The sequence below is a fragment of the Mesorhizobium sp. M7A.F.Ce.TU.012.03.2.1 genome (genome assembly GCF_004006095.1).
In the GTDB taxonomy this organism is placed as follows: Bacteria; Pseudomonadota; Alphaproteobacteria; order Rhizobiales; family Rhizobiaceae; genus Mesorhizobium.
Genome location: NZ_CP034779.1, coordinates 3,843,032 through 3,863,641, shown reverse-complemented (window position 1 = coordinate 3,863,641; position 20,610 = coordinate 3,843,032). Strand labels below are relative to the sequence as shown.

The following is a 20,610-nucleotide window of genomic DNA, read 5'->3' as shown; positions in this document are numbered from 1 at the left end:
ATCAGGCGGCCTCGTCGACCAGCAAGGCCGCCGTCGGCAACCGCCCCATGACGGAAACCGCCTGCGCGGTCGTCGTGACGTCGCGCATCGGGGTGGCGTTCAGCGTGGCGACGAGTACGATCTCGTCGGCCATGGCAACCAGCGGCGAGGCATTGAGATTGTCGGCCAGCGCGCCGCCGTCGATGACGACGAGTTCGAAGCTCCGGCTGGCCCGGGCCAGCATCTGCTGCGCAAAATAGATGCCATGCGCTTCCTGGAAAACCGCCTTTGAGCGGCCCCTGCCCAGCACGGCAACGTTGCTGCCGGCGGCGTAATGGCTGACGGCCTCAAAGGCGTACTCGCCGCGCAGCACATCGAGGATCCCCGGCTGCGGATCCTTCTGGTCGCCGCCGCCGGCATTGGCATCGATGAACAGCACCCGGCTGCCCCCGGACGCCGCGGCATTGGCCAGCAGCCGCGCCACCCGGCTGCGCTGCGCGCCCTCGCCCGGCGACGATGTCACCAGGATGGAAGGCACCAGCGGCCAGTCCGCCGGACGCTGGCCCGAACTGAACATGCGCCTCAGCGCAAGGCCGACAACGGCGTCGGTCTTCTGGCTGGAGGCGGCGGCCGAACTTGCGCCGAAAGGCCACCAGCGCCACCCAGTGCCTGAATTTGCCGGCACCACGCCCAGCACCGGCGCGTCGATGGCCGACTGCATCTGCGCGCTGGAAAGCACCGTCGGCGAGGAATATTCGGCGATCAGCGCCAGACCGGTGCCGAGCCCGAGGCCGCCGAATATCGCGCCCAGCAACAGCAGCGGCAAAGGCGGCCAGCTTTTCTTCAACGCGGGCATGGCATTGGAGATGATGCGCGCATTGGTGCTGTCGACATTGATCTGCTCGCGCGTCTCCTGGGCGCGCTGGAGATAGTTCGAGTACACGGAGCGTAGCGCCTCGAGATCGCGCTGCAATTCGCGCAGCCGCACCGAGGCCTGGTCGGTGTCGAGCGACTTGCTCTTCATGCCGGCGACCTTGGCTTCCAGCGCCTGCTGGTTGGCCAGCGCCCGCTCGTAGTCCGTCTCGGTGGCGGTGGCGATGCGGCCGAGCTCGCGCGCGATCAGCTGGCGCGTGTCGCGCAGCTGCTGCTGGGCTGCGATCAGCGAAGGATGACGCGGCCCCAGCTCCGTGCCGAGCTGCGAGACCTGGTCGACCAGCGTCGCCTCCTGTGCCCGCAGGCTCGAGATCACCGCCGAGCGCATCGCTTCCGAGGTTGCGTCCGCCGTGCCGCTCTGCCGGCGCATCTGGTCGACCTGCGCCTTCAGCGCCGCGGTGCGGCTCTGCGCCGCCGCAAGCTGCGTGTTGATCTCGGTCAGTTCCTGGTCGCTGACCAGGTTCCCTGCCGCCATCACCATGTTGTTGGCGGACTTATAGGCCTCGACGGCATTCTCGGCCTGCTGGACGCGTTTGCGCTGCTCGTCCAGCCGGGCGGTGATCGACTCGGAGGCGTCCCTGGCCATTTTCGCGCGCGCGCTCGCCTGATCGACCAGGTAGGCCTGCGCGATGGCGTTGGCCAGGAGGGCGGCCTTGTCGGCGCTCTTGGCGGTGACGATGACGTCGAGGACCAGGACCTTGTCGGCCCGCTTCACCGCCAGGCGCCGGCGCAGCGCGTCGAGTGTCTGCACCGACCTGTCGCCTTCGGCCGATGCCGAACCGAGCACGCGCGACAGCAAGCCCTGCCCGTTGAATTCCGGATCCTGCGTCAGGTTTGTCGCCGCGATCGCCCGCATCAGCACGCCTGTCGACTGGACCACGCTGACCTGGCTCTCGACCTGCGTGATGCCGCCATCGGGTGAGATACGGCTGGGATTGACGTCGTTGGTGACCACCTGCAGGTCCTGCGGATCGATGAGGATTTCCGCCGCCGAGCTGTAGAGCGCGGGTGTGAAAAGACCGTAGAGAAGGGCGACCAGCGTCAGCAGCGCGACAGTGCCGAAGATCCAGAACCGGCGGCGCACCAGGATGCGCTTCAGGTCGCCCAGTTCGACAGTCGAAGCTGCGTATGATCCCGCGCGTGCCGCATCCGGAGAGTGTTGCTGAGGAACCATGGGCAGGGATGATTGCATGGCTGCCTCCGACAATACTCCATATGCCGGCAAGGTCAGTTGCGGCGCTAACCTAGCTATTCCTCCAACTGTTAAAACATTGTTAATTATGTTGAGAGGTGACGTGAATTTTGGCACGCGGTTTGCTTAAAAATATACATATCGGGGTGTTGACTACGCGGCGAGCGGAGACGGATGCAGATGGGGTTACAATTTGACCGGACCGGCCTGGCCGGCAAGGCCGGGCACCGCGTTTTCGGGCCTCCACCATGCAGATAAGTCTACGCCTGGACGGAGACTGCGTCCGCGCCTTTCATCTCACGCTGCTGGAGCGCCTTGCCGCGCTCGGCGACGAACTGTCCGTCGATGTCAGGCCGGCGGGCGGCGGCATTCCGCGCAGCGCCGCAGCCCTGTTTCAACTCGAAACGGCGATCCACGGACTGCCCCATGATGGACTGGCCCATGATGGACTGGCCAAGCGTGTGCCGCTTTCGGCGCTCGCGCCCTATCGGCAGTCCCCCGCTTCGCCCGACCTGGTCATCGACCTCTGCGGCGATGTCAGGCTGGAAAGCACACGCGTCTGGCACGTCACCTATGACGGCGCCAGCGGCGAAGCGGCCTTGCTGGCCTCGATCCTCGCCGGCCGCACGCCACTTGCCCGCATCGAGGAGAACGGCGTTGCGATCGCGGCCGGGCGTCTGGGCACAGAATATGGCGGCATCGCGCTGGCGTCCTTCCAGGATATGCTGCCGCGCACAGCAAGCCTGATCGTCGCTGCCATGTCAGGCGCGGCAAAGTCGGTGCCCGATCTGCCAGAGCCGGCGCAGGCAGGCAGCCCGCCGCCAATGCCCTCGGCCGGCAAGCTTGGGGTCAGAGCCGGCAAGGCGCTGGCGCGGCGGATCGTCCAGAAGATCTATCACCTTTGCTACAACGCGCCGCATTGGAAGGTCGGCTGGCGGCAAACCGGGGGCTCCGATCTGTTCGACCTGCGTGCCCATCCGGCGTCGGGTTGGCAAGAGCTGCCGGACGATGGCAGCCGCTTCTACGCCGATCCGTTCCCCATCCTCTACCAGGGCCAGCTGACCCTGTTCGTCGAGGACTATATCCACCGGCTCGGCAAAGCCATCATCTCCGCCGTGACCTTCGGCCCGGCAGGCCCGCTCGGACGGCCTGAACCGGTGCTGGATCTGCCCTACCATCTCTCCTACCCCTTTGTCTTCGAGCGCGACGGCGAGGTCTGGATGGTGCCGGAAAGCTGCGCCAACGGCACCGTCGATCTCTACCGCGCTACCGCCTTCCCCGGTGGATGGGTCAAGGAAGCGACGCTTCTGTCCGGTGTCGTGGCCAGCGACGCCACGCTTGTCGAGCATGGCGGCGCCTGGTGGCTGTTCGCCACCGTCCGCGACGGCGGCGGCGCCTTCTCCGACGCCCTGCATCTATGGTCGGCGCCGGATTTTCGCGGCCCCTGGACGCCGCATCCCAAAAATCCCGTGCTGATCGACATCGCCTCCGCGCGGCCGGCCGGCCGCATCGTCAGGCGCGGCAACGACCTGCTGCGCCCGGTGCAGGACTGCCGCAGGAGCTATGGCGCGGCGCTTGGCATCGCACGCATTTCTCACCTTGATTTGATCGGCATGGAGCAGGTCGTTGAAACCATCTTAAATCCAGGTGCGCTATGGAGCGGGCGTAAACTTCACACGCTCAACGAGGCTGGCGGCTTTGAGTTCATCGATGGCTCGGCGATCGCACCGCGCTGGAAGCAGCGGACCCGCGATTAACCTAAACATTGGTTACTACCAGGCACGCGCTCCGGTTGCTTGCGGTTGATTTAGGTCCGGAAGATATTTTCTACCGGAGATTGTGAAACGTGCAGTTGCCACCAGAAAGGCAGCAAAATGAGTATCTCAGAGGCTGGCCCGGCCCAAGTCGATGTGGCGATCGTCGGCGCCGGAATGGCCGGCACCACCTTGGCAATGCTGTTGGGACAAGCCGGGCGCAAGGTGGCGCTGATTGATCCGCACCGCGTCCACCACGAGGAATTCCGGGCCGAGAAGATCGGCATGGATCAGATGCTTCTGTTCGAAAAGCTCGGCCTCGATGCGACACTCAAGAGCCTCGTCACCTCGACGACCGACACGCATATCTTCCGCCTCGGCCAGTTCTTCGCGCATGAGAAGAAGGCTGAATTCACATTCTCCTATGGCGCGTTGATCAATGGCCTGCGCGACGCCTTGCCTGCGCAAGTACCGCTGACGGTCGGCAAGGTGACCGAGGTCTCGACTGGACCGGACCGGCAGCGGCTTGTGCTGGCCGACGGCGCCGTCATCGATGCCCGCCTGCTGGTGGTGGCAACCGGCCACGGCGAGGCGGTGCGGCGCGCCGTCGGCGTCGAGCGTATCGAGCAATCGAAGGCGCATTCACTGTCGATGGGATTCGACCTCGCCATCTCCCCGCGTGATTTCGGTCATCAGGCCGTCACCTGCTACAGCAGGCGGGCTGCCGACCGTATCGCCTACATCAGCATCTTTCCCCTCGGCGACAAGATGCGGGCGAACATGTTCGGCTATCGGCAAGTGGCCGAGCCGTGGACGCGGGCGTTTCGCCAGGAACCGCAAAAGATGCTCTGCGAGCTGATGCCCGAAATAGCGGCGCGATGCGGCAACTTCGAAGTCGCAGGCCCTGTCGAGGTCAGGCAGATCAGCCTGAGCACCACGCAAGGCCATCGCCGCGACGGGGTCATCTTCATCGGCGATGCTTTCTGTACCACGTGTCCAACACCGGGCGTCGGCATCGGCCGGGTGATGACCGACGTCGATCAGCTCCATTCGGTTCACATTCCGCGATGGCTCGAAACACCAGGCATGGCGGCTGACAAGATCAACGCCTTCTATGACGACCCGGTCAAGGTGGCTGCCGATGAGGATGGCATGCGGGTGAGCTACTATGCCAAGTCGATCACCGCCGGCACCGGACTGGAATGGCGCGCAAGGCGCCTGCGCAACAACACCGCGCGCCGGCTGATGATCATCGGCCGCAAGGTCCGGCATCTGGGAAAACGGCAGGCGCCCATGGCCAATATTCAATAGGGCGCGACCAGTCGCGCCCTATCGATTGCCAATATTGATTGCCTTATAAGGCGAATGCGTCAGACGCCAACCGCTCAGGTTGCCGTCGACGGAGGTGCCGATGGGGTAGTCTGGGCCGTGACGCCCGAAAGCCTGTCGCGCTTCTGCAAGGTTGGTTTCTCGTATTTCTTCACTGTGAAGTGCCCTCCAAATTGGTACGGCGCCAGCAGAACCAATTCCCTGCCCCGTGTCAATTGCGTCATTACTGGTTCTTACGTCGTCTCCTCGCCATCGTAGTCAAACGATTCTTCACTGTTGCATTGCCGGCACATATCGGCTCCAACAGGACACCTCATCCCAGCGCCAATCCCGCTCTACTCGCCTCCCCGCGCGATGTTGTAAATCGTTTCATCCAAGGTATTTTGGCCATCGGGAACAGAGGGAATAGCCATGTCCAACAGCGCCTTGCCGCTGGTTATCAGTGCGCCGGAACCACGCACGCTCGAGCTGATCTTCACAGCCCGGCAGCTGGCGCGGCTCAAGGCGCACTATCGCATTGTCGAGACGACCGCTGACGGCGTCGCGAAACTGCCGGCCGACGTGCTGGCCGAGGCGCGCTACATCATCGGCCAGCCGCCCATATCGCCCGAAACGCTCGACCGGATGGAGGCGCTGCGCTGCGTCTTCAATGTCGAGACCAACCTCATCAACAACATGCCCTACGAGACCTTGTTCGCGCGCGGTATCCATGTCGTCACCACCGGCCTGGTGTTCGCCGAGCCGGTCGCAGAGCTTGGCCTTGCCATGGCGCTCAACCTCGCCCGCGACATCGTCGATGCCGACCTCGCCTTCCGCCAGGGACAGGAACTGTGGGGCGGCGACGGCAACCAGACGGCGCGGCTCCTGTCCGGCGCGGATGTCGGGATCATCGGTTTCGGCGATCTCGGCCGGGCGCTCAACCGGCTGCTGTCGGGCTTCCGCACCCGCACCAAAGTCTTCGATCCCTGGCTGCCGCCATCGATCCTCATCGACAATGGCGTCGAGCCGGCCTCTCTCGACGAGGTGCTGTCGACCAGCGACTTCATCTTCGTCGTTGCCTCGGTGACCAGCGAGAACCAGGGTTTTCTCGGTGCCGAGGCCTTTGCCGGCATGCGCAAGGGCGCCGCCTTCATCCTGCTCAGCCGCGCCGGCGTGGTGGACTTCCCGGCGCTGATGGCGGCGGTGAAGAGCGGCCACATCGTCGCCGCCAGCGACGTTTTCCCCGAAGAACCGCTGGCGCGGGACCATCCGGTGCGCACCCTGCCCGGCTTTCTGCGCTCGGCTCACCGCGCCGGCGCGCTCGACATCGCCTTCAAGCGCATGGGCGATATGGTGCTTGAGGACATGGACCTGATCGACCGCGGCCTGCCGCCGCTGCGCTCCAAGCGCGCCGAGCGCGAGACGGTTTCGCGCATGCGTTCCAAGCCGGCCGACAGGAATTGAGGCGTGGGTTTTCGTCCCGGTTGGCCGGCCGTCGACAAGGTCGGCTTGACAAGGGCGCGGCCGGCGATGACGCTGCCGCAATCGAACTTTGCGGAGGGAGGCCATGAACATGAAGAAGACCTATGAAAAGCCGATTCTGCTCAAAAGGCAGAAACTCTCCGCCGTGACGGCGCAGCAAGCCAATTCAGGCGTAATAGGCCCGACAGGCCCGGCAGGCTGACACCTCGCGGCATCCAATGAAGGTTAGCATCGGACGCACCCGGGGCGGGCGGTACGGCAGCCGCTCCAGGCGCAGCTTCAGTGTCCACGGCTGCTCTTCGCCCTGCGGGCGACCGCTTCCATAAAAGAGCGGGCGGCAGCGTCACAAGCCGTTCTGGACGGTCCGTTCGCGGACAGCACGACCTCCGCGGCCTTCCGCGACATGCCGTATTTCCGGGCGAAGACCGCAGCGTCGTAAGGTTCGTTTTCGGCTACCGGTGCTGCGGACGTGATCCTGGCTTTGGTCATTGGCGCGTCCGCCGGAAACTCTCAAGCAACTCGCCTTCATTGCGGCAGCCATTCTGGAACAGCGAAAACACCGTGGCCGCCAGAAGCTGCACGTCCGACTCTCCCGACATGCGATCGAGTTTGCGCTCCAGGCAGACCCGATCGAAGACGCGCTGGCACAGTTGCAGATCGGAAGGATGGAAACCAGGATTGCGCTTATGAAGGCTCGACATAAGAAGCCCCTTTCGGAGCAGCGACCACTTCCTTGACGCTGTGGGTCAAAAAATGAAATCGGGCTGAGCAAGAGTCAACATCGGCCTTCATCACAGTAAGTATCGTACAATTCTCCCGCCGGTCCGCCCCTTTTTCGAACGGTTCTCGGGCCCGGCGCGGCATGGCGCCCTTGTCGTTAGCCGGCGGATTTCATCGACCCTCACCGTGATCCGGCGCTCTCATGAAATATGTCGGTTTTGTACCAAGTGGCGCTTGGTACGTTTCCGACACTAACATTCAGGCCGATCTTTTCATATGCGAACGGGCGTTGGGGGGCGCCGTGCTTCGAATTTCATATCGCATTGATATCTTTCTTCGTTCAGAGCCCCTATACATAGGCGATCGTCCGTACGTTTTTACGGGCACGGACGGCTGGGAGATTGGATGGCTCTTGCCCTGCATTGGGCCACGCCATGTCTGATCTCGTCAAAAACCATCAATACCGAAATCAGCTGCTGCGGCGCATGCCTGCGGATGATCTGGCGTTGCTCGAGCCGGACATGCAGCGCTGCGACTTGCCGCTGCGCATGATGCTAGTGACCCCGAATATTCCGATCGAGGCCGTCTACTTCATCGAACAGGGCATCGGTTCGGTGGTCGCCAGCACGGCAAGCGGCCAAGAGGCCGAAGTGGGCTTCATCGGCTTCGAAGGCATGACCGGATACGCCCTGGTGATGGGCGACGACCGTGCGCCGCATGCCTGTTATGTCCAACTCGAAGGCGAAGCGATCCGCATCGAAGCTGGCGCTTTCAAGGCAGCATTGGAGGCAAGTGCAACCTTGCGCATGTTCCTGCTGCGTTTCGTCAACGCGCTACAGACCCAGGCCGGCTGCACCGCGCTCGTCAACGCGCGGTTGAAGCTCGAGGAACGGCTGGCGCGATGGCTGCTCATGTGCGACGACCGCGTGCCGGGCGAGCATCTCGCCATCACCCACGAATTCCTGGCCATCATGCTTGGTGTCAGGCGGCCAGGCGTCACCGTCGCCCTCCAACTGCTCGAAGGCCGCGCGTTGATCCGCTCGCGTCGGGGCGAGATCGTCATTCGCGACCGCGCCGGGCTGCTGGAACTCGCCAATGGCAGTTACGGCGAAGCCGAGGCCGAATATGCAAGGCTGATCGGCGAGATCGGCGCGGCCTGATCAGGAGCGGTTGCCGCCAGCATCCGGCTTGCCCGACGTCGCTTTGCCGGGCGGTGCCGCACCGCCTTCAATTGCGCCCCGGCCAATCGGCCCATCCCCGTCGATCGGTCCATCCTTGGCTATCGGCAACCCGGCATGCTCCAGACTTGCAAGCTTGCACTTCGTCTGTTCGGCCGCCGCTCCGACAAGGCAGTCGATGGTGAACATGGCACCGGCGTGATCGCTGGCCGCGACCGCCTGGCGGATCTTCGTCAATTGGGCTTGCGTATAGTCCAGAAGCTCGACCAGGCCGGTATGATCCAAACCGCCCTCCATTGCAGGATGTCGAGAGGCCGATCTGAGGCGCTCTTGCCATCGAAATACGCCCATTTACACGGCTTGCATAGCCGGACTGTCAGAATCGTACAGTCTACGCGCCACCGGGTCGTTGCCTATTGGCCAAAGGTCCATCTTCGCGCCGCCGCCACGGCATGCAAGTGTATATAAGCCATCGCTTGAATACTGGTCCGTACGTCTGTCGGGGAGATGTCGTGCCAATTCGCGAGAATCTCGCCGCCAATCTCAGGCGGCTGGTCCAACGCCACGCTTCCGTCAGCGCGGTGTGCCGTGAGCTTGGCATCAATCGCACCCAGTTCGAGCGCTATCTGCAAGGCAAGGCGGTTCCCAACAAAGCCACCGCAAGGCTGATCTGCGACTATTTCAAGATCGATGAGAATGAGCTGTATCGCGAGCCGGCCGCCGCGGCAGCCAAGAGCGACGGCAACGCAACGCTGCGCCAGGCCCTGTACGAAAACATGGTGCGGCCGCCGTCGCCCGCCATCGCCGGAGGCACATATTTTACCTATTTTTCGATGCCCGGCCGACCCGACTTTTTGATGCGCTCGGTCACCTTCGTGCGGCGCGAGGCCGATCTCGTCACCTTCAAGCGGGTGACGCGCTGGGCTTCGGGCGATGGCCGGGGTGGCTCGAGAATACCCGGCAACCATTACGGCGTGGCGATCTCGCGCCTGAACTGGATTTATTTCACCGGCATCAACCGCCGCCAGACCACCGAGCCCTCGATCATGACCGTGCAGTGGGCTCCCATCTCCGAACCGGTTCTGGTGGGCAGGGCGATCGTCCTCACCGGATCAGGGCCGGCCTTTGTATCCGTCATCATGCGGCAGGACGTCGCCAGGATCAGCATGAGGCGAGCGCTGCAGATGGCCCATATCGTCAGTCTCGACGACCCCAGCGTCGATCGCCTGGTGGTCAGTCTCGCACGAGAGACCCGATAAACTAGCTTCTTACGGGAAAAATCGGGGAAAGTTTCAAGTTTTTCGACTATATTTTTCTTCGTCTCGGGATTTTTGCGCAAAAAACCCCGGAACTTTCACCCAAACCTGTCGTTTTCCAACTGATCGTTGCTTCGACGATCCCAAGCAACAGGAGGAGTACGCCATGAACATCAAGATGATCTGTTTCGGCGCGATGACGCTCTCGATGGTTGCCGGTACGGCGCTTGCCGCGAGCGACACCGGCACGTCGGCTCTCGACGATCCGGCCAAGATGCAGCCCTTCTACACCGACTCCAGCAGGAAGACGATGGTCAGCGACGACGATTTCGTGAAGGCCTGGAAGGCCCTTACGCCGGACGACCAGACCGCGATGATGAAGGCCTGCGAGGATGAGGCGAAGGACGCTACTGCGGCCAACAGCCATCCGGAATTCTGCAGCAGCGTGAAAGCGAACGGCGGCAGCAAGTAGCAATCCAGCGGCCCGATGAGAAACAGCCCCTTCGCGGGGCTGTTTTGCGTCTGCCGCGGGGCGCGCGGACAAGCCCGCCACGCAACGATCAAGCCCGGCCGGCGCGCCGGCCCATTTCCCTTCCTGCTATGTTGCACCGCGATAAAATTGCTCTATGTTGCACTGCGATAAATTTGTTGCATTGCGATATCAGCCTGCCCGGCCGACGTTGCGCAGGGGCTGGGCCTTGCACGAAGGAGCCGTCGTGGCAGCATCGTTCCGGCCGGACATACAAGGATTGCGCGCGCTCGCCGTCGGCGGTGTCGTCGCCTACCATTTCGGCCTCACCGCGCTCCCCGGCGGCTTTGCCGGCGTCGACATCTTCTTCGTCATCTCGGGCTGGCTGATAACAACCCATCTCATGCAGGAAATCGGCGAGACCGGCCGGCTCGACCTTTGGCGCTTCTATGCCAGGCGCGCACGGCGGCTTCTGCCGGCAGCTTTGTTAGTCATCCTGGTTACGCTGGCCGCCGGCTACTTCATCCTGGCGCCGCAGGAGCAGGCGCTCTATTCGCGCGGCGCCATGTTCGCCTCCGCCTATGCCATCAATCTGTGGCTGCTGCGCTGGTCGTTCGACTATTTCGCCGCCGACGCCACCAGCAATCCCTTCATCCACTTCTGGTCGTTGTCGGTGGAGGAGCAGTTCTATCTGGTCTGGCCGGCGCTGCTTCTGCTGGCCGCCTGGCTGCGGCCGGGCCGGCGAACGGCCGCAGCCGTGGTCGGCGTTACCGGCCTTGCCTCCTTCGCCGCCTGCCAGTGGCTGACCAGCGCGGCGCCGGCCTGGGCCTTCTATTTTTCACCGCTGCGCGCCTGGGAGTTCGCCGCCGGCGGCCTGGCGACGCTGGTCCCCATGGCTTTGCTGCAGCACCGCATCTGGCTGCGGGCAGCACTTGGCTGGCTCGGCCTGGCGCTGATCGCGACCGCCTATCTCCTGTTGAGCGAGGACCTGCCCTTCCCCGGCTGGTACGCGTTGCTGCCGGTGGCGGGCACCGTGCTGGTGCTGCTGAGCGGGGTCGGCGGGCCGCAGACCAATAGGCGGACCGGCTGGCAAGCCCTTGGCCCGGCCGCCGCTTTGTCCCTGCCGCCCTTGCAATGGATCGGCACGCTCTCCTATTCGCTCTATCTCTGGCATTGGCCGGTCATCGTCTATGCCGGGATGCTGGCGCCGGAGCTTTCCGTGCCGCAGCGGCTTGGCTGTGGCGTGCTGGCGCTCGCCCTGTCGGTGCTCACCTATCATTTGATCGAAGACCCGGCGCGGCGCGGCGCCTGGATGGCGGTGGGCGCCCGCGCCTTTCCCAAGGCCATTCCAGGCGCAAAACCGCTTCGCGCTTTTCCCGGCCTTGTGCTGGTTCCCGCGCTGATGCTGACCGGCACCGGCGTGGCGGTCGCCTATGCCAACGCGCATCTGGCCACGCGCAATATCGGCCCCGAGCAGCGCGGCATCGAGCAGGCGGTCGAAAGACCTTCCATCGCGCGGGCCGTCGACAAGAACTGCCTGGCCGACTTCCAAACGGTGACGCCGAAACCCTGCATGTTCGGCCCGGCCGATGCCAGCCGCACCATCGTGCTGTTCGGCGATTCGCACGCCGACCAGTGGTCGACGCCGCTGATCGAAGCAGCCAAACGCAACGACACAAAGATCATCACCTATCTCAAATCATCGTGCCGCGCCTCGCGGCTCTCCACCTTCAACACGGTGCTGAAGCGCGACTACACCGAATGCGACGCCTGGCGCGAGCAGGCCATATCAGAGATCATCCGCCACAAGCCGCGCCTGGTGGTGATCTCCGAATTTTCCATCGGCAATCTGATCCGCGACCTGCCACCCGCCGAACGCACCGCTGAAGTAGCGCGCTGGCAGGCCGGCCTGCGCTCGACCTTGCAGGCCTTCAGCCGGGCCGGTGTCGAGACGGCTGTTATCCGCGACACGCCGATCAACGCCAGCTTCGCCGGCTCCTGCGTGGCGCGCACCCTGTGGTGGCGCGAGGCACCCTCGCCGCACTGCGACACGCCAAGAGCCGAAGCCGCCAACGATAGCACCGCCGCCGCCGAGCGCGCCGTGGTGACCAGCGTGCCCGACACCCGCTACATCGACCTCACCAACCAATTCTGCGGCCCGACCACCTGCCACGTCGTCATATCAGGCAAGCTGGCGTTTCGTGACAGGCACCATCTGGCGACGGGCTTTGCAGAGACGCTGGCGGGGCCGCTGGAGCGGGCGCTGTTTTAGGCGCCTGGGTATCTGCGCCCGGTCCGCATTGTTCATCACATATTGCGAATCTGTGGAACGGGCTTGATCACCGATCCGGCAGGCATCGCCGGTCGGATCCATTTCACCCCTCACCGCCTCATCATCATCCCGTAATGCACTGCCAACAAATCCAGCCCCACCTTCAGCAGCTTCGTCACCACGTTCCGGCCTTCGCCGGTCTGCTCGGACAGGCGCTTGAGGGAACCGTCCGCGCAGCAGACTTGTCGCACCACGGCGGCCACCTCCCAATGGCCTAGCGCTCTTGTGGCGGCGGCATAGGCCCTGCCGGCGTCGAGCACACTGTCGGCGATGCCGCCGCCATCGCGGCCGCCGTCGACGCGCTCGGTCCAGCGCATCGGCTTGACATCAGCCTGCTGGCTGCAGCGGAAATCCTCGCGGTAGCGCAGACCTGCCTCGCGCTGCTGGCGCGACAGCGAGGTGATGCCGATAAGCGCATCGATGGCGCGCACCCGCACGATGCCGCCGGTGGCGGCGTAGCCGTCATTCGACACCTCGTAGACACGAGCAGCCTCCAGCGTGCCCGCCGCCAGCCGCTTGCGGCCGAAGGCGTCATCCCTGAGCGCGAAATCATGGCCGATCTCGCGGCGTATGCGCACCTGCTCGGCCTCGCCCTTCGGCAATTTCGGCGCCTGCGGTTTGACGGGTCTGGTCCTTTTGCTCATGGGAGGCTCCTGGTTGGCTCGGGATGATGGAGAACGGCAAAGCGCGGCGATCCTTCGCGCAGTTGGGCATCTCCCCACATGGTCGGCAGGGCGGAGAGAGCCGCCGTTCGGTTGGCCTTCATTGAATCGGAGGTCGTCGCCTCCTCGCCGCTGCGCCAGCATCCTTGCCGCCCGGCATCCAGGCTGATGGAACCGGCGCGAGCTTTCGACGTTATGTCGCGTCCATGCCAAGGGGAGGTTCGCCGATGACAGCCTTCATGCCGGTTACCGTGCGCTTTTGCGATAACAAAACCATGCTGGTCAGTTCGGTGGCCGGCGCAGCCGAGGCATTGCGCCACCAATGGCCCGACAAGACAGCACCTGGTTATCTCGAGGCGACGCGGCTGGTTACGCTCGCCGTCGAAGGCATCTGCTGCCAGCGCATTGCGTTCGACGCCTTCACCAGGGCGGCCAAGCAACAGAACATACTGGTGGCCAGGCCCAAAAGCCGCGCCCATGACTGGCTGAACGCGGTGGCTAGCCCATGAGGATCGCGCGCCGGCCGAAAAATTGATGCAACCGGCCGCCAGCGGGGCGCGTTTATCGATGCGGTAGTTGGAGCCGCGCGCAAAGCGAAGGTGAACGCCGTGGGTACGATGAAAACCGGAGTGCCGCTCAAAGTGCGGGTGGAAGATGAGATCGAAGAGATCGACAGCGTCAGCGAAGCCGCCGATTTTCTGCAGCGTTGGCCGCTCGAGCGACGCGGCCATGTCTACCGCAGTGCGCTGAACGCCTGCAGCGCGGCGATCGCCGCGCAGATTTCCGAAGCCGACGCCATGAAGGTGTTTACCGGCTTTGCCCGGGTGACCGGCATATTGGTCGACGAGGGCAACCCGGCGATGGCGATGGACGCAAGGAGCATGCAGAGCCGCACGCCCAAGCAAGGCCGGCAAATGCCGAAATAAGGTTTTGGCGATTTTGCTCCGGGCTTGATTCATCTCAGATCCTCCACCTCTGTGCAGCGAGGCAGCCCTTTCACCCAGCCTCCGCTTCGCTCGGCTGACCATTCCGGGGCGAGCCACGTGTCTCGCCCGTCCTTCGGACCCCCGAGGGGAGAGGAGACTTGCAGCCGTCGGTGCCCTCCTCTTCTCCCCAGCGGGGAGAAGGTGGCCCGAAGGGCCGGATGAGGGGGCTGGCGCAGCAATGGGAGAGCGGGCTCATCCCGCCACAAATACGCGGCGCTGAAACCGCGCCTGGTGGTAGGTGCAATAGCTTTTCAGCGCCCTGGTGCGCATGCCGCAGCACAGCATGTCGGCGCCCGGCCGGCTGCCTGGCGCATCGTTTTCAGAATCCTCCTCCACCGTCAAATCCAGCGGCGCGCGGCAGCGTGAAAACAGGCAATCGATGAAACGCATCGCCACGCCATGCGGCTGCCGGCCGATGGCCGCGCGCGGCGGCGCCGGCGTCTCCAGGCGATAGGCTACGCCGTCGGCGATCAGCACGCCTACCTCGCGCACGAACGAATGGCGCCTGGGCCGGGCCACTTCACGCCCGTCCTTGGTGGCAAGCACGCCATGCATCTTGCCGACGACAGGCGTCGCAGTCCCCGGGGCGCCAGTCGCCCGCTTGCTTTCAGCGCGCTTGCCCACCGCCTGTCCGGCTCGCGGCGGCGGCCCCTTGCCATTGGCAAAACCGATCGCGCCCAGCATGGCGTTACGGTGCACGATGCCGATGATGGCGTCGCGCGACACCGGGCTGCCGCGCAACGCGCTGAACGCGACTGCAATCCTGGAGGCTGAAAGCCCGTCCTTCAGCCAGCGGCCGATCTCGTGCAATTCCGCGTCGCTATAGCTTGCCATATCCAGCTCCATCCAAAGTTCGGCCGCGCGCCGTCGGGCAGCGTCAAGGTTCGACCCGGTGGCCGGGTCGCAGTCAGGTTGTTTTTCAAAAGCCGGCTGTCAGCCGACCAGCCTCAGCCGGATTGGGTAGATTTCCCGCCGGCAAGGTGCAGAAGCCGCGCCTCGGCCGTGTTCCTATCCAGGGCGGAAACCGCCCTGCCCGTTGGCCTGTCGAACAGGATGACGGTGCCGTCATCGGTGCGGATGCAGGAGCGGCCAGCCGAAAAAACAGCGCCGGCGCCATGCCGGTCGGATTGGGGGCCGGAGCCGCTGGGAGCGGCGTCTCCGGCCGTTCCGGTCGCCGGAGACGGGCGGACCGGACCCGGGGCTGGTGCAGTCAAGCACCGAGCCTCGGGCTTCATCCTGGCCGGGGAGGAGGACAGCCGGGATGAAAGGGGGGCGACAGCCGCCGGGCACACCGCGCACGGGGCCGGCGCCATTGCGCCATCAAAGGTGGACAGGTTTTGCATAACCATATATAAGCATAACTCACAAATTTATGCAAGCCATTCTTCCATAGACGAGAGCCACTTTCATCACTCACATGGTCGCCATGGCAAGAACGGAACTGTCGATCAAGGTCGGGGCGGCGATCCGCAAGGCGCGCAAGCAGCGCGGCCTGGTCATGCGCCACATCGCCGAGCACAACGACACTGATGTCGCCGCCGTCGGCAATTGGGAAACCGGCCGCAATCTGCCCAAGACCGAGAACCTCCTGAAGACCGCCGCCTTCCTGCGCGTCGACCCGGTGGCGCTAGGTCAAGGGCAGGTCGTGTTTCTCGACGATGCCGGACCGGTCGCCGATGCGGAGATCGTCACCGATACCGGTCCGCTACCCGCGGGGTCGATGGATATCGAGGTGCTGGGCGCGGCCGTCGGCGGCGACGATGGCGATTTCACCTTCAACGGCGAGCCGGCGGGTTACGTCCAGCGCCCGCCGGGGGTGCGCAACCTGCCGAAGGTGTTCGCCCTGCACGTGCTCTCGGATTCCATGGTGCCGCGTTATGAGCCCGGCGACCTGATCTATTGCGGCGGCCGCGACGCCGTACCGGGCGACCATGTGGTGATCGAGACCTTCCCCGAAGAAAACGAGCGCAACGGCAAGGCTTTCATCAAGAAGCTGGTCAAGCGCACGGCGGGCGAGCTGGTGGTCGAGCAGTACAATCCGCCGAAGACGCTGACCTTCAACCGCTACGCCATCAAACATGTCTGGCGCGTGATTCCGCTGAAGGAATTGCTGGGGTATTGAGGACGGGGCGTTCTTCCTTCTCCCCCCTGCGAGAAGGAAGAACCAGCGCTGGCACCCTTCCTTCGACAAAACTCAAGCCCGCCGTGATCCCTCCAGCGGCACCTCGCGCTCATTCAGCATCCGCGCTTCGCTGCGCACGCGCTGGCGCTCGTCGACAAACGCCGCCTGGATCGTAACCGTCGCCCCCGGCAGTCCGTCGGCACGGCAGGCCGAACAGACGATGCGGCCCGACAGAGCGGACAGCGGCGTATTCCCCGTCACCCCGAACCGCTTCAGCTGATCGGGTCGCCACCACCTGTTGCGGCCGCAATCGGCGCACTCGACCGAGATCGAGGCGACATGCGCGATTGTCGGCTCCTTGCCTGGTAATGCCATCGCCCCTCCCCATCCTTTTTGTTCCTGATTTGTTCGCATATTCCTGCGTTTTGAGCCGGGAGTCGAGTCGCAGTTTTCAAACTTTCGCAGAAGTTTTCTTCTAGTGTAATTTGAGTTATGCTTTCATATATATATAAAAATGTGAGTCGGACACGAACCTGCCCACTGCATCAGACCCGGGAGCGATAATGGACGCTTTTGCCGCCGATTTTGCCCGCTCCTGCGGTTACGCCGGCGACAGCCTGGCCCTGCTTGAAGCCTTCGAAGCCATCCGCCGCAACGGCATCGCCCACGCCCGTCAGGATCACGTCAGGCGCAAGGCGGTGATCGACGAGTTGAAACCGTCGCAAGCGCTGTTCCTGGCCGCGATAAGCCCGGCGCTCTCGGCGGAAGAGGCCATTGAGGACGCCGCCCGCTTCATAGCCTGCTGGCGCAACGTACCGCGCTGGCGCCAGGAGCGGCGCTTGCCAGACCTGATCAGGGCCAAGCAACAACGGCTGGTGGCACGGTATTTTCGTCGCCATGGCCATCTTCTATGGGCGCGCGAAGCAGCGTGAGGCTGGACCAGCCATTTGCGGGTTCCATCAGCAATTTTTTCTTTCTAGACTGCGCAGGGGTGGCTGATCGTCGACGTGCATAGTTTGGGATGTTCAAGACTGCCCGCCCAAAATTCCAAACCTGGATAACGGCCGGCGCGGGAACCACCGCCGCCCTGCTCGTCGCCGGCCTGATGGGTGCGTTCGGCGCCCTGCCCGCCCACGCCCCGCCGCAATTGCCGTCCAATGCCGCCATCGACGCCGGGCGCTGGCGGGTCCAGCCGGCGCGCGCCTATGTCAGCCGCGCCCGGCGAAGTGATTGGCCAGCGCCACCTTCGCCGCGAGCTGCATGAGGAGATCGCCGACCAGCACGCCGGCCAGCACGAGTGCCACGAGTTGCGGCCAGAACCGCCGCAGCAGCGAAAAACCTAGGGTGATCGGTCTGATGATATCGGCAAACATGAGGTTCTCTCACGATGCCACCCGCCAAAACCTTTCTAGCAAAGGACGGCTGTTTTGCAAGAAAGGGGGCTCCCCTTCTCCCCTTGTGGGAGAAGGTGGATCGGCGCGATAGCGCCGAGACGGATGAGGGGTGCGTGACGGAATGGGGCGTTGGCGTTCCCTGGAACACCCCTCATCCGACCTCGCTTCGCGAGGCCACCTTCTCCCACAGGGGGAGAAGGGAGAACCGTCCCCCTCACCTTCTCACCCGCGATTTCAGCCACCGGTCGAACGCCACCGCCAGGATCAGGATGAGCCCGATGACGATGCTTTGCGTATAGGACGAGACGTTGTTGAACTGCAGCCCGTTCTGCAGCACGCCGATGAGCGCCGCGCCGACCACCGTACCGCCGACCGAGCCGATGCCGCCGAACAGCGAGGTGCCGCCGATGACGACGGCCGAAATGACCGTCAGCTCGTAGCCGATACCGGCGACCGCTTCCGAGGAATTCAGCCGCGCCGACAGCACGAAGGCCGCGAGGCCGGCGAAGAAGCCGACGATGACATAAACCGAGACCAGAATACGGTCGACGCGCAGGCCCGACAGCCTTGCCGCCTCGGCATTGCCGCCGACGGCGTAGACAGCGCGCCCGTAGCGCGTGTAGCGCAGCACGATATGGCACAGGATGGCGGCCGCGGCGAAGATCAGCGCCGGCACCGGCACGGGGCCGATCAGCCCGGTGCCGAACCAGCGCATCGAGGCGTCGAAGCCCGAGATCGGGCCGCCGTTTGAGATGGTCAGCGTCAGCCCGCGAAACACCGTCAGCCCGCCCAGCGTAACGACGAAGGGCGGCACTTTCAGCCGGGTGATGACAAGCCCTTGCACCCCGCCGGCAGCAGCGCCCACAACGACGGCGGCCAAGAGTGCTGCGAACCAGCCGAATCCTTGCGTGCCGCTCGTCGACAGCGACAGCGTGTTGGCGGAGCCACCCTTGGCGACCACGGCGGCGACCATACCGCAGAAGGCGAGCAGCGAACCGACCGACAGGTCGATGCCGGCGGTGAGGATGACGAAGGTCATGCCGAGCGCGATCAGCCCGGTGATCGAGATCTGCCTTGTGATGTTGAACAGGTTGATCGGGTCCATGAAGCTCGGCTTCAGCACGGTGAAGACGATGATCAGCGCCACCAGGAACAGCAGCGGCCCGAAGCTCATCAAAAGCCGCGCGAAGTTGATGCCGCCGCGCTGATCCTGTTCCCCCGCCACGCTCATAGTGTCTCCTTGCGGTCGAGTGCCATCAGTTCCATCAGTCTTTCCTCGTTTGCCTCGACGCCCGGCATCTGGCCGGTGATGCGTCCCCGGCGCATGGTCACGATGCGGTCCGACACCGCAAGCACCTCGGGCAGCTCGGACGAAATCATCATCACCGCAATGCCGCGCGCCGCAAGCTGCACCAGGATCTGGTGCACCTCGGTCTTGGCGCCGACATCGACGCCGCGCGTCGGCTCGTCGACGATCAGCACTTTCGGATCGCGCGCCAGCCAGCGCGCCAGGATCACCTTCTGCTGGTTGCCGCCCGACAGGCCTTCGATAGCCTGCTCGGCCGAAGCCATGCGGATCGACAGCATTTTGCGAAACCCGGACAGCGCATCGCGCTCGCGCCGCTCGGCCATGAAGCCGAAACCGTTGCTGAAGCTGCCTAGCGAAGCGATGGAGAAATTCGGCAGGATGCCCAGCGCGGCAAAGATCGCCTGGTGCTTGCGGTCCTCCGGCAGCAGGCCGATGCCGAGCGCAATGGCGTCTGCGGGCGATGCCGGGGCGATCGGCTTGCCATCGAGCGTGATGGTGCCGGCCGCGATACGATCGGCGCCGAAGATGGCGCGCGCCAGCTCGGTGCGGCCCGAGCCGACAAGCCCGGCAACGCCGAGGATTTCACCGGCCTTGAGGTCGATGTCGACGCCGTCGAGCACGATGGCGTGCGGCGCTTCGGGATCGCGCACGGTGCGCAGGCCGCGCACCGACAGCACGACATCGCCGGCCACCGCGCGTTGCGCCGGCCGGGCGTAGAGCTCGGACGCCGCGCGGCCAACCATCTTCTCGATGATTTTGGGCAGGGCGATCGGTCCACCCTCACGGTCGAGATGCCCGGCCAGCCTACCGTCGCGCAGCACCGTCATGCGGTCGCAGATGGCGGAGGCTTCCTCCAGCCGGTGGGTGACGAACATGATGGCGACCTTGTCCTTGCGCAGCCGGTCCATGATCGACAGCAACCGCTGCACCTCGGTCTCGGTCAGCGCCGAGGTCGGTTCGTCCATGATGATCAGCCGGCTTTTCAGCGACAGGGCGCGGGCAATCTCGACCAGTTGCTGTTCGGCCACCGACAGCGCCGACACCGGCGTCATCGGATCGATGGAGAGGCCGACGCGGGCGATGATCGTGCGGGAGTCCTGCTCCATCCGCCTCCAACTGACCAGCCCGAGCGGACCGGTCGGCGCGCGGCCGATAAAGATGTTTTCCGCCACCGTCAGCGTCGGGATCAGGCTGAGCTCCTGGTAGATGGTGACGATGCCGAGCCGCTTGGCATCCTGCGGGCTGGATGGATGATAATCGGCACCGTCGAAAGTGATGCGGCCGCCCGACGGCGGCATGACGCCCGAGAGGATTTTCAAGAGCGTCGACTTGCCGGCCCCGTTTTCGCCGAGCAGGCCGAGGATCTCGCCGGGGCGGATATCGAGCGAGACGTCGCTGAGCGCGGTGACGCCCGAGAAATGCTTGGTGATGCCTTCGACGGCAAGCAGGATGGGTTCGGACGATGCGGCTTCAGCGGCTGGCGGCAAGGGTGGCTCCTTCCATGCAGTTGATGTCGCCTGTCAGCGCTTGAACG

General features: G+C 64.4%; 22 protein-coding genes. 12 read left to right on the top strand and 10 right to left on the bottom strand.

Features of this window, described 5'->3' with window-relative positions; all coding sequences use genetic code 11:
• Window position 1 precedes the first annotated feature (1 nt).
• Window positions 2-2,104, bottom strand: a complete 2,103-nt coding sequence (locus EJ079_RS18865) for a Wzz/FepE/Etk N-terminal domain-containing protein (protein WP_127809759.1) — start codon at window positions 2,102-2,104, stop codon at window positions 2-4.
• Between the two features lie 248 nt (window positions 2,105-2,352).
• On the opposite strand from EJ079_RS18865, the gene EJ079_RS18860 reads away from it, so the two are divergent.
• The 4 genes from EJ079_RS18860 to EJ079_RS18845 all read left to right on the top strand — a co-directional run bounded on the left by EJ079_RS18860 (window position 2,353) and on the right by EJ079_RS18845 (window position 6,850).
• Window positions 2,353-3,861 carry a formyl transferase gene (locus EJ079_RS18860; RefSeq protein WP_127809758.1) on the top strand — a complete coding sequence of 503 codons (1,509 nt, stop codon included), beginning with the start codon at window positions 2,353-2,355 and terminating at the stop codon, window positions 3,859-3,861.
• A 117-nt stretch (window positions 3,862-3,978) separates the two neighbouring features.
• Window positions 3,979-5,169: an NAD(P)/FAD-dependent oxidoreductase gene (locus tag EJ079_RS18855; protein ID WP_127396508.1), complete on the top strand. Its 1,191-nt coding sequence runs from the start codon at window positions 3,979-3,981 to the stop codon at window positions 5,167-5,169.
• Window positions 5,170-5,598: 429 nt separating this feature from the next.
• On the top strand, window positions 5,599-6,630 hold the full coding sequence (locus tag EJ079_RS18850) for a hydroxyacid dehydrogenase (RefSeq protein ID WP_127809757.1): 1,032 nt from the start codon (window positions 5,599-5,601) through the stop codon (window positions 6,628-6,630).
• 103 nt (window positions 6,631-6,733) lie between these two features.
• Complete coding sequence (locus EJ079_RS18845) at window positions 6,734-6,850, top strand: putative RiPP precursor (RefSeq protein WP_348629717.1); 117 nt, start codon at window positions 6,734-6,736, stop codon at window positions 6,848-6,850.
• 283 nt (window positions 6,851-7,133) lie between these two features.
• Here EJ079_RS18845 and EJ079_RS18835 read toward each other — a convergent pair whose 3' ends face one another.
• Window positions 7,134-7,349 carry a hypothetical protein gene (locus tag EJ079_RS18835; RefSeq protein ID WP_127321045.1) on the bottom strand — a complete coding sequence of 72 codons (216 nt, stop codon included), beginning with the start codon at window positions 7,347-7,349 and terminating at the stop codon, window positions 7,134-7,136.
• 453 nt (window positions 7,350-7,802) lie between these two features.
• Here EJ079_RS18835 and EJ079_RS18830 point away from each other — a divergent pair, with 453 nt between their 5' ends.
• On the top strand, window positions 7,803-8,528 hold the full coding sequence (locus tag EJ079_RS18830) for a Crp/Fnr family transcriptional regulator (RefSeq protein WP_127809756.1): 726 nt from the start codon (window positions 7,803-7,805) through the stop codon (window positions 8,526-8,528).
• Here EJ079_RS18830 and EJ079_RS18825 read toward each other — a convergent pair whose 3' ends face one another.
• A complete protein-coding gene (locus tag EJ079_RS18825) occupies window positions 8,529-8,831 on the bottom strand; it encodes a hypothetical protein (protein WP_127809755.1) in 303 nt (100 codons plus the stop codon).
• A 227-nt stretch (window positions 8,832-9,058) separates the two neighbouring features.
• Between EJ079_RS18825 and EJ079_RS18820 the strand changes: the two genes are divergently transcribed.
• From EJ079_RS18820 to EJ079_RS18810, 3 genes are all read left to right on the top strand, one after another.
• Complete coding sequence (locus EJ079_RS18820) at window positions 9,059-9,805, top strand: helix-turn-helix transcriptional regulator (protein ID WP_127809754.1); 747 nt, start codon at window positions 9,059-9,061, stop codon at window positions 9,803-9,805.
• A gap of 163 nt (window positions 9,806-9,968) precedes the next feature.
• Window positions 9,969-10,274: a hypothetical protein gene (locus EJ079_RS18815; RefSeq protein ID WP_127270646.1), complete on the top strand. Its 306-nt coding sequence runs from the start codon at window positions 9,969-9,971 to the stop codon at window positions 10,272-10,274.
• 244 nt (window positions 10,275-10,518) lie between these two features.
• Entirely contained in the window at window positions 10,519-12,543 is a 2,025-nt protein-coding gene (locus EJ079_RS18810; protein ID WP_127809753.1) for an acyltransferase family protein, read from the top strand.
• Between the two features lie 110 nt (window positions 12,544-12,653).
• Here the strand turns inward: EJ079_RS18810 and EJ079_RS18805 are convergent, their stop codons facing one another.
• On the bottom strand, window positions 12,654-13,247 hold the full coding sequence (locus EJ079_RS18805) for a DUF6456 domain-containing protein (RefSeq protein WP_127268743.1): 594 nt from the start codon (window positions 13,245-13,247) through the stop codon (window positions 12,654-12,656).
• Between the two features lie 245 nt (window positions 13,248-13,492).
• Between EJ079_RS18805 and EJ079_RS18800 the strand changes: the two genes are divergently transcribed.
• Window positions 13,493-13,774: a DUF982 domain-containing protein gene (locus EJ079_RS18800; protein ID WP_127268742.1), complete on the top strand. Its 282-nt coding sequence runs from the start codon at window positions 13,493-13,495 to the stop codon at window positions 13,772-13,774.
• A 108-nt stretch (window positions 13,775-13,882) separates the two neighbouring features.
• Window positions 13,883-14,191: a DUF982 domain-containing protein gene (locus EJ079_RS18795; RefSeq protein ID WP_164749149.1), complete on the top strand. Its 309-nt coding sequence runs from the start codon at window positions 13,883-13,885 to the stop codon at window positions 14,189-14,191.
• Window positions 14,192-14,443: 252 nt separating this feature from the next.
• On the opposite strand, the gene EJ079_RS18790 is transcribed toward EJ079_RS18795, so the two are convergent.
• On the bottom strand, window positions 14,444-15,085 hold the full coding sequence (locus EJ079_RS18790; RefSeq protein WP_127321052.1) for a GcrA cell cycle regulator: 642 nt from the start codon (window positions 15,083-15,085) through the stop codon (window positions 14,444-14,446).
• A gap of 113 nt (window positions 15,086-15,198) precedes the next feature.
• Window positions 15,199-15,465 (bottom strand): hypothetical protein, encoded by a 267-nt coding sequence (locus tag EJ079_RS18785; protein ID WP_245481697.1) that lies wholly within the window; start codon window positions 15,463-15,465, stop codon window positions 15,199-15,201.
• 203 nt (window positions 15,466-15,668) lie between these two features.
• Between EJ079_RS18785 and EJ079_RS18780 the strand changes: the two genes are divergently transcribed.
• Complete coding sequence (locus EJ079_RS18780; protein ID WP_127268739.1) at window positions 15,669-16,373, top strand: helix-turn-helix transcriptional regulator; 705 nt, start codon at window positions 15,669-15,671, stop codon at window positions 16,371-16,373.
• Between the two features lie 72 nt (window positions 16,374-16,445).
• On the opposite strand, the gene EJ079_RS18775 is transcribed toward EJ079_RS18780, so the two are convergent.
• Complete coding sequence (locus EJ079_RS18775; RefSeq protein WP_127383501.1) at window positions 16,446-16,748, bottom strand: hypothetical protein; 303 nt, start codon at window positions 16,746-16,748, stop codon at window positions 16,446-16,448.
• A 188-nt stretch (window positions 16,749-16,936) separates the two neighbouring features.
• Here EJ079_RS18775 and EJ079_RS18770 point away from each other — a divergent pair, with 188 nt between their 5' ends.
• The gene (locus EJ079_RS18770; protein WP_127809752.1) at window positions 16,937-17,305 is read left to right on the top strand and encodes a hypothetical protein; all 369 of its coding nucleotides are present in this window, start codon (window positions 16,937-16,939) and stop codon (window positions 17,303-17,305) included.
• A 276-nt stretch (window positions 17,306-17,581) separates the two neighbouring features.
• On the opposite strand, the gene EJ079_RS33355 is transcribed toward EJ079_RS18770, so the two are convergent.
• From EJ079_RS33355 to EJ079_RS18755, 3 genes are all read right to left on the bottom strand, one after another.
• On the bottom strand, window positions 17,582-17,746 hold the full coding sequence (locus EJ079_RS33355; protein ID WP_164873689.1) for a hypothetical protein: 165 nt from the start codon (window positions 17,744-17,746) through the stop codon (window positions 17,582-17,584).
• 235 nt (window positions 17,747-17,981) lie between these two features.
• Window positions 17,982-18,998 (bottom strand): ABC transporter permease, encoded by a 1,017-nt coding sequence (locus EJ079_RS18760; protein WP_027035281.1) that lies wholly within the window; start codon window positions 18,996-18,998, stop codon window positions 17,982-17,984.
• Window positions 18,995-20,563 (bottom strand): sugar ABC transporter ATP-binding protein, encoded by a 1,569-nt coding sequence (locus tag EJ079_RS18755; protein WP_127809751.1) that lies wholly within the window; start codon window positions 20,561-20,563, stop codon window positions 18,995-18,997. Before EJ079_RS18755 ends, EJ079_RS18760 begins: the two co-directional genes overlap by 4 nt.
• Window positions 20,564-20,610 lie beyond the last annotated feature (47 nt).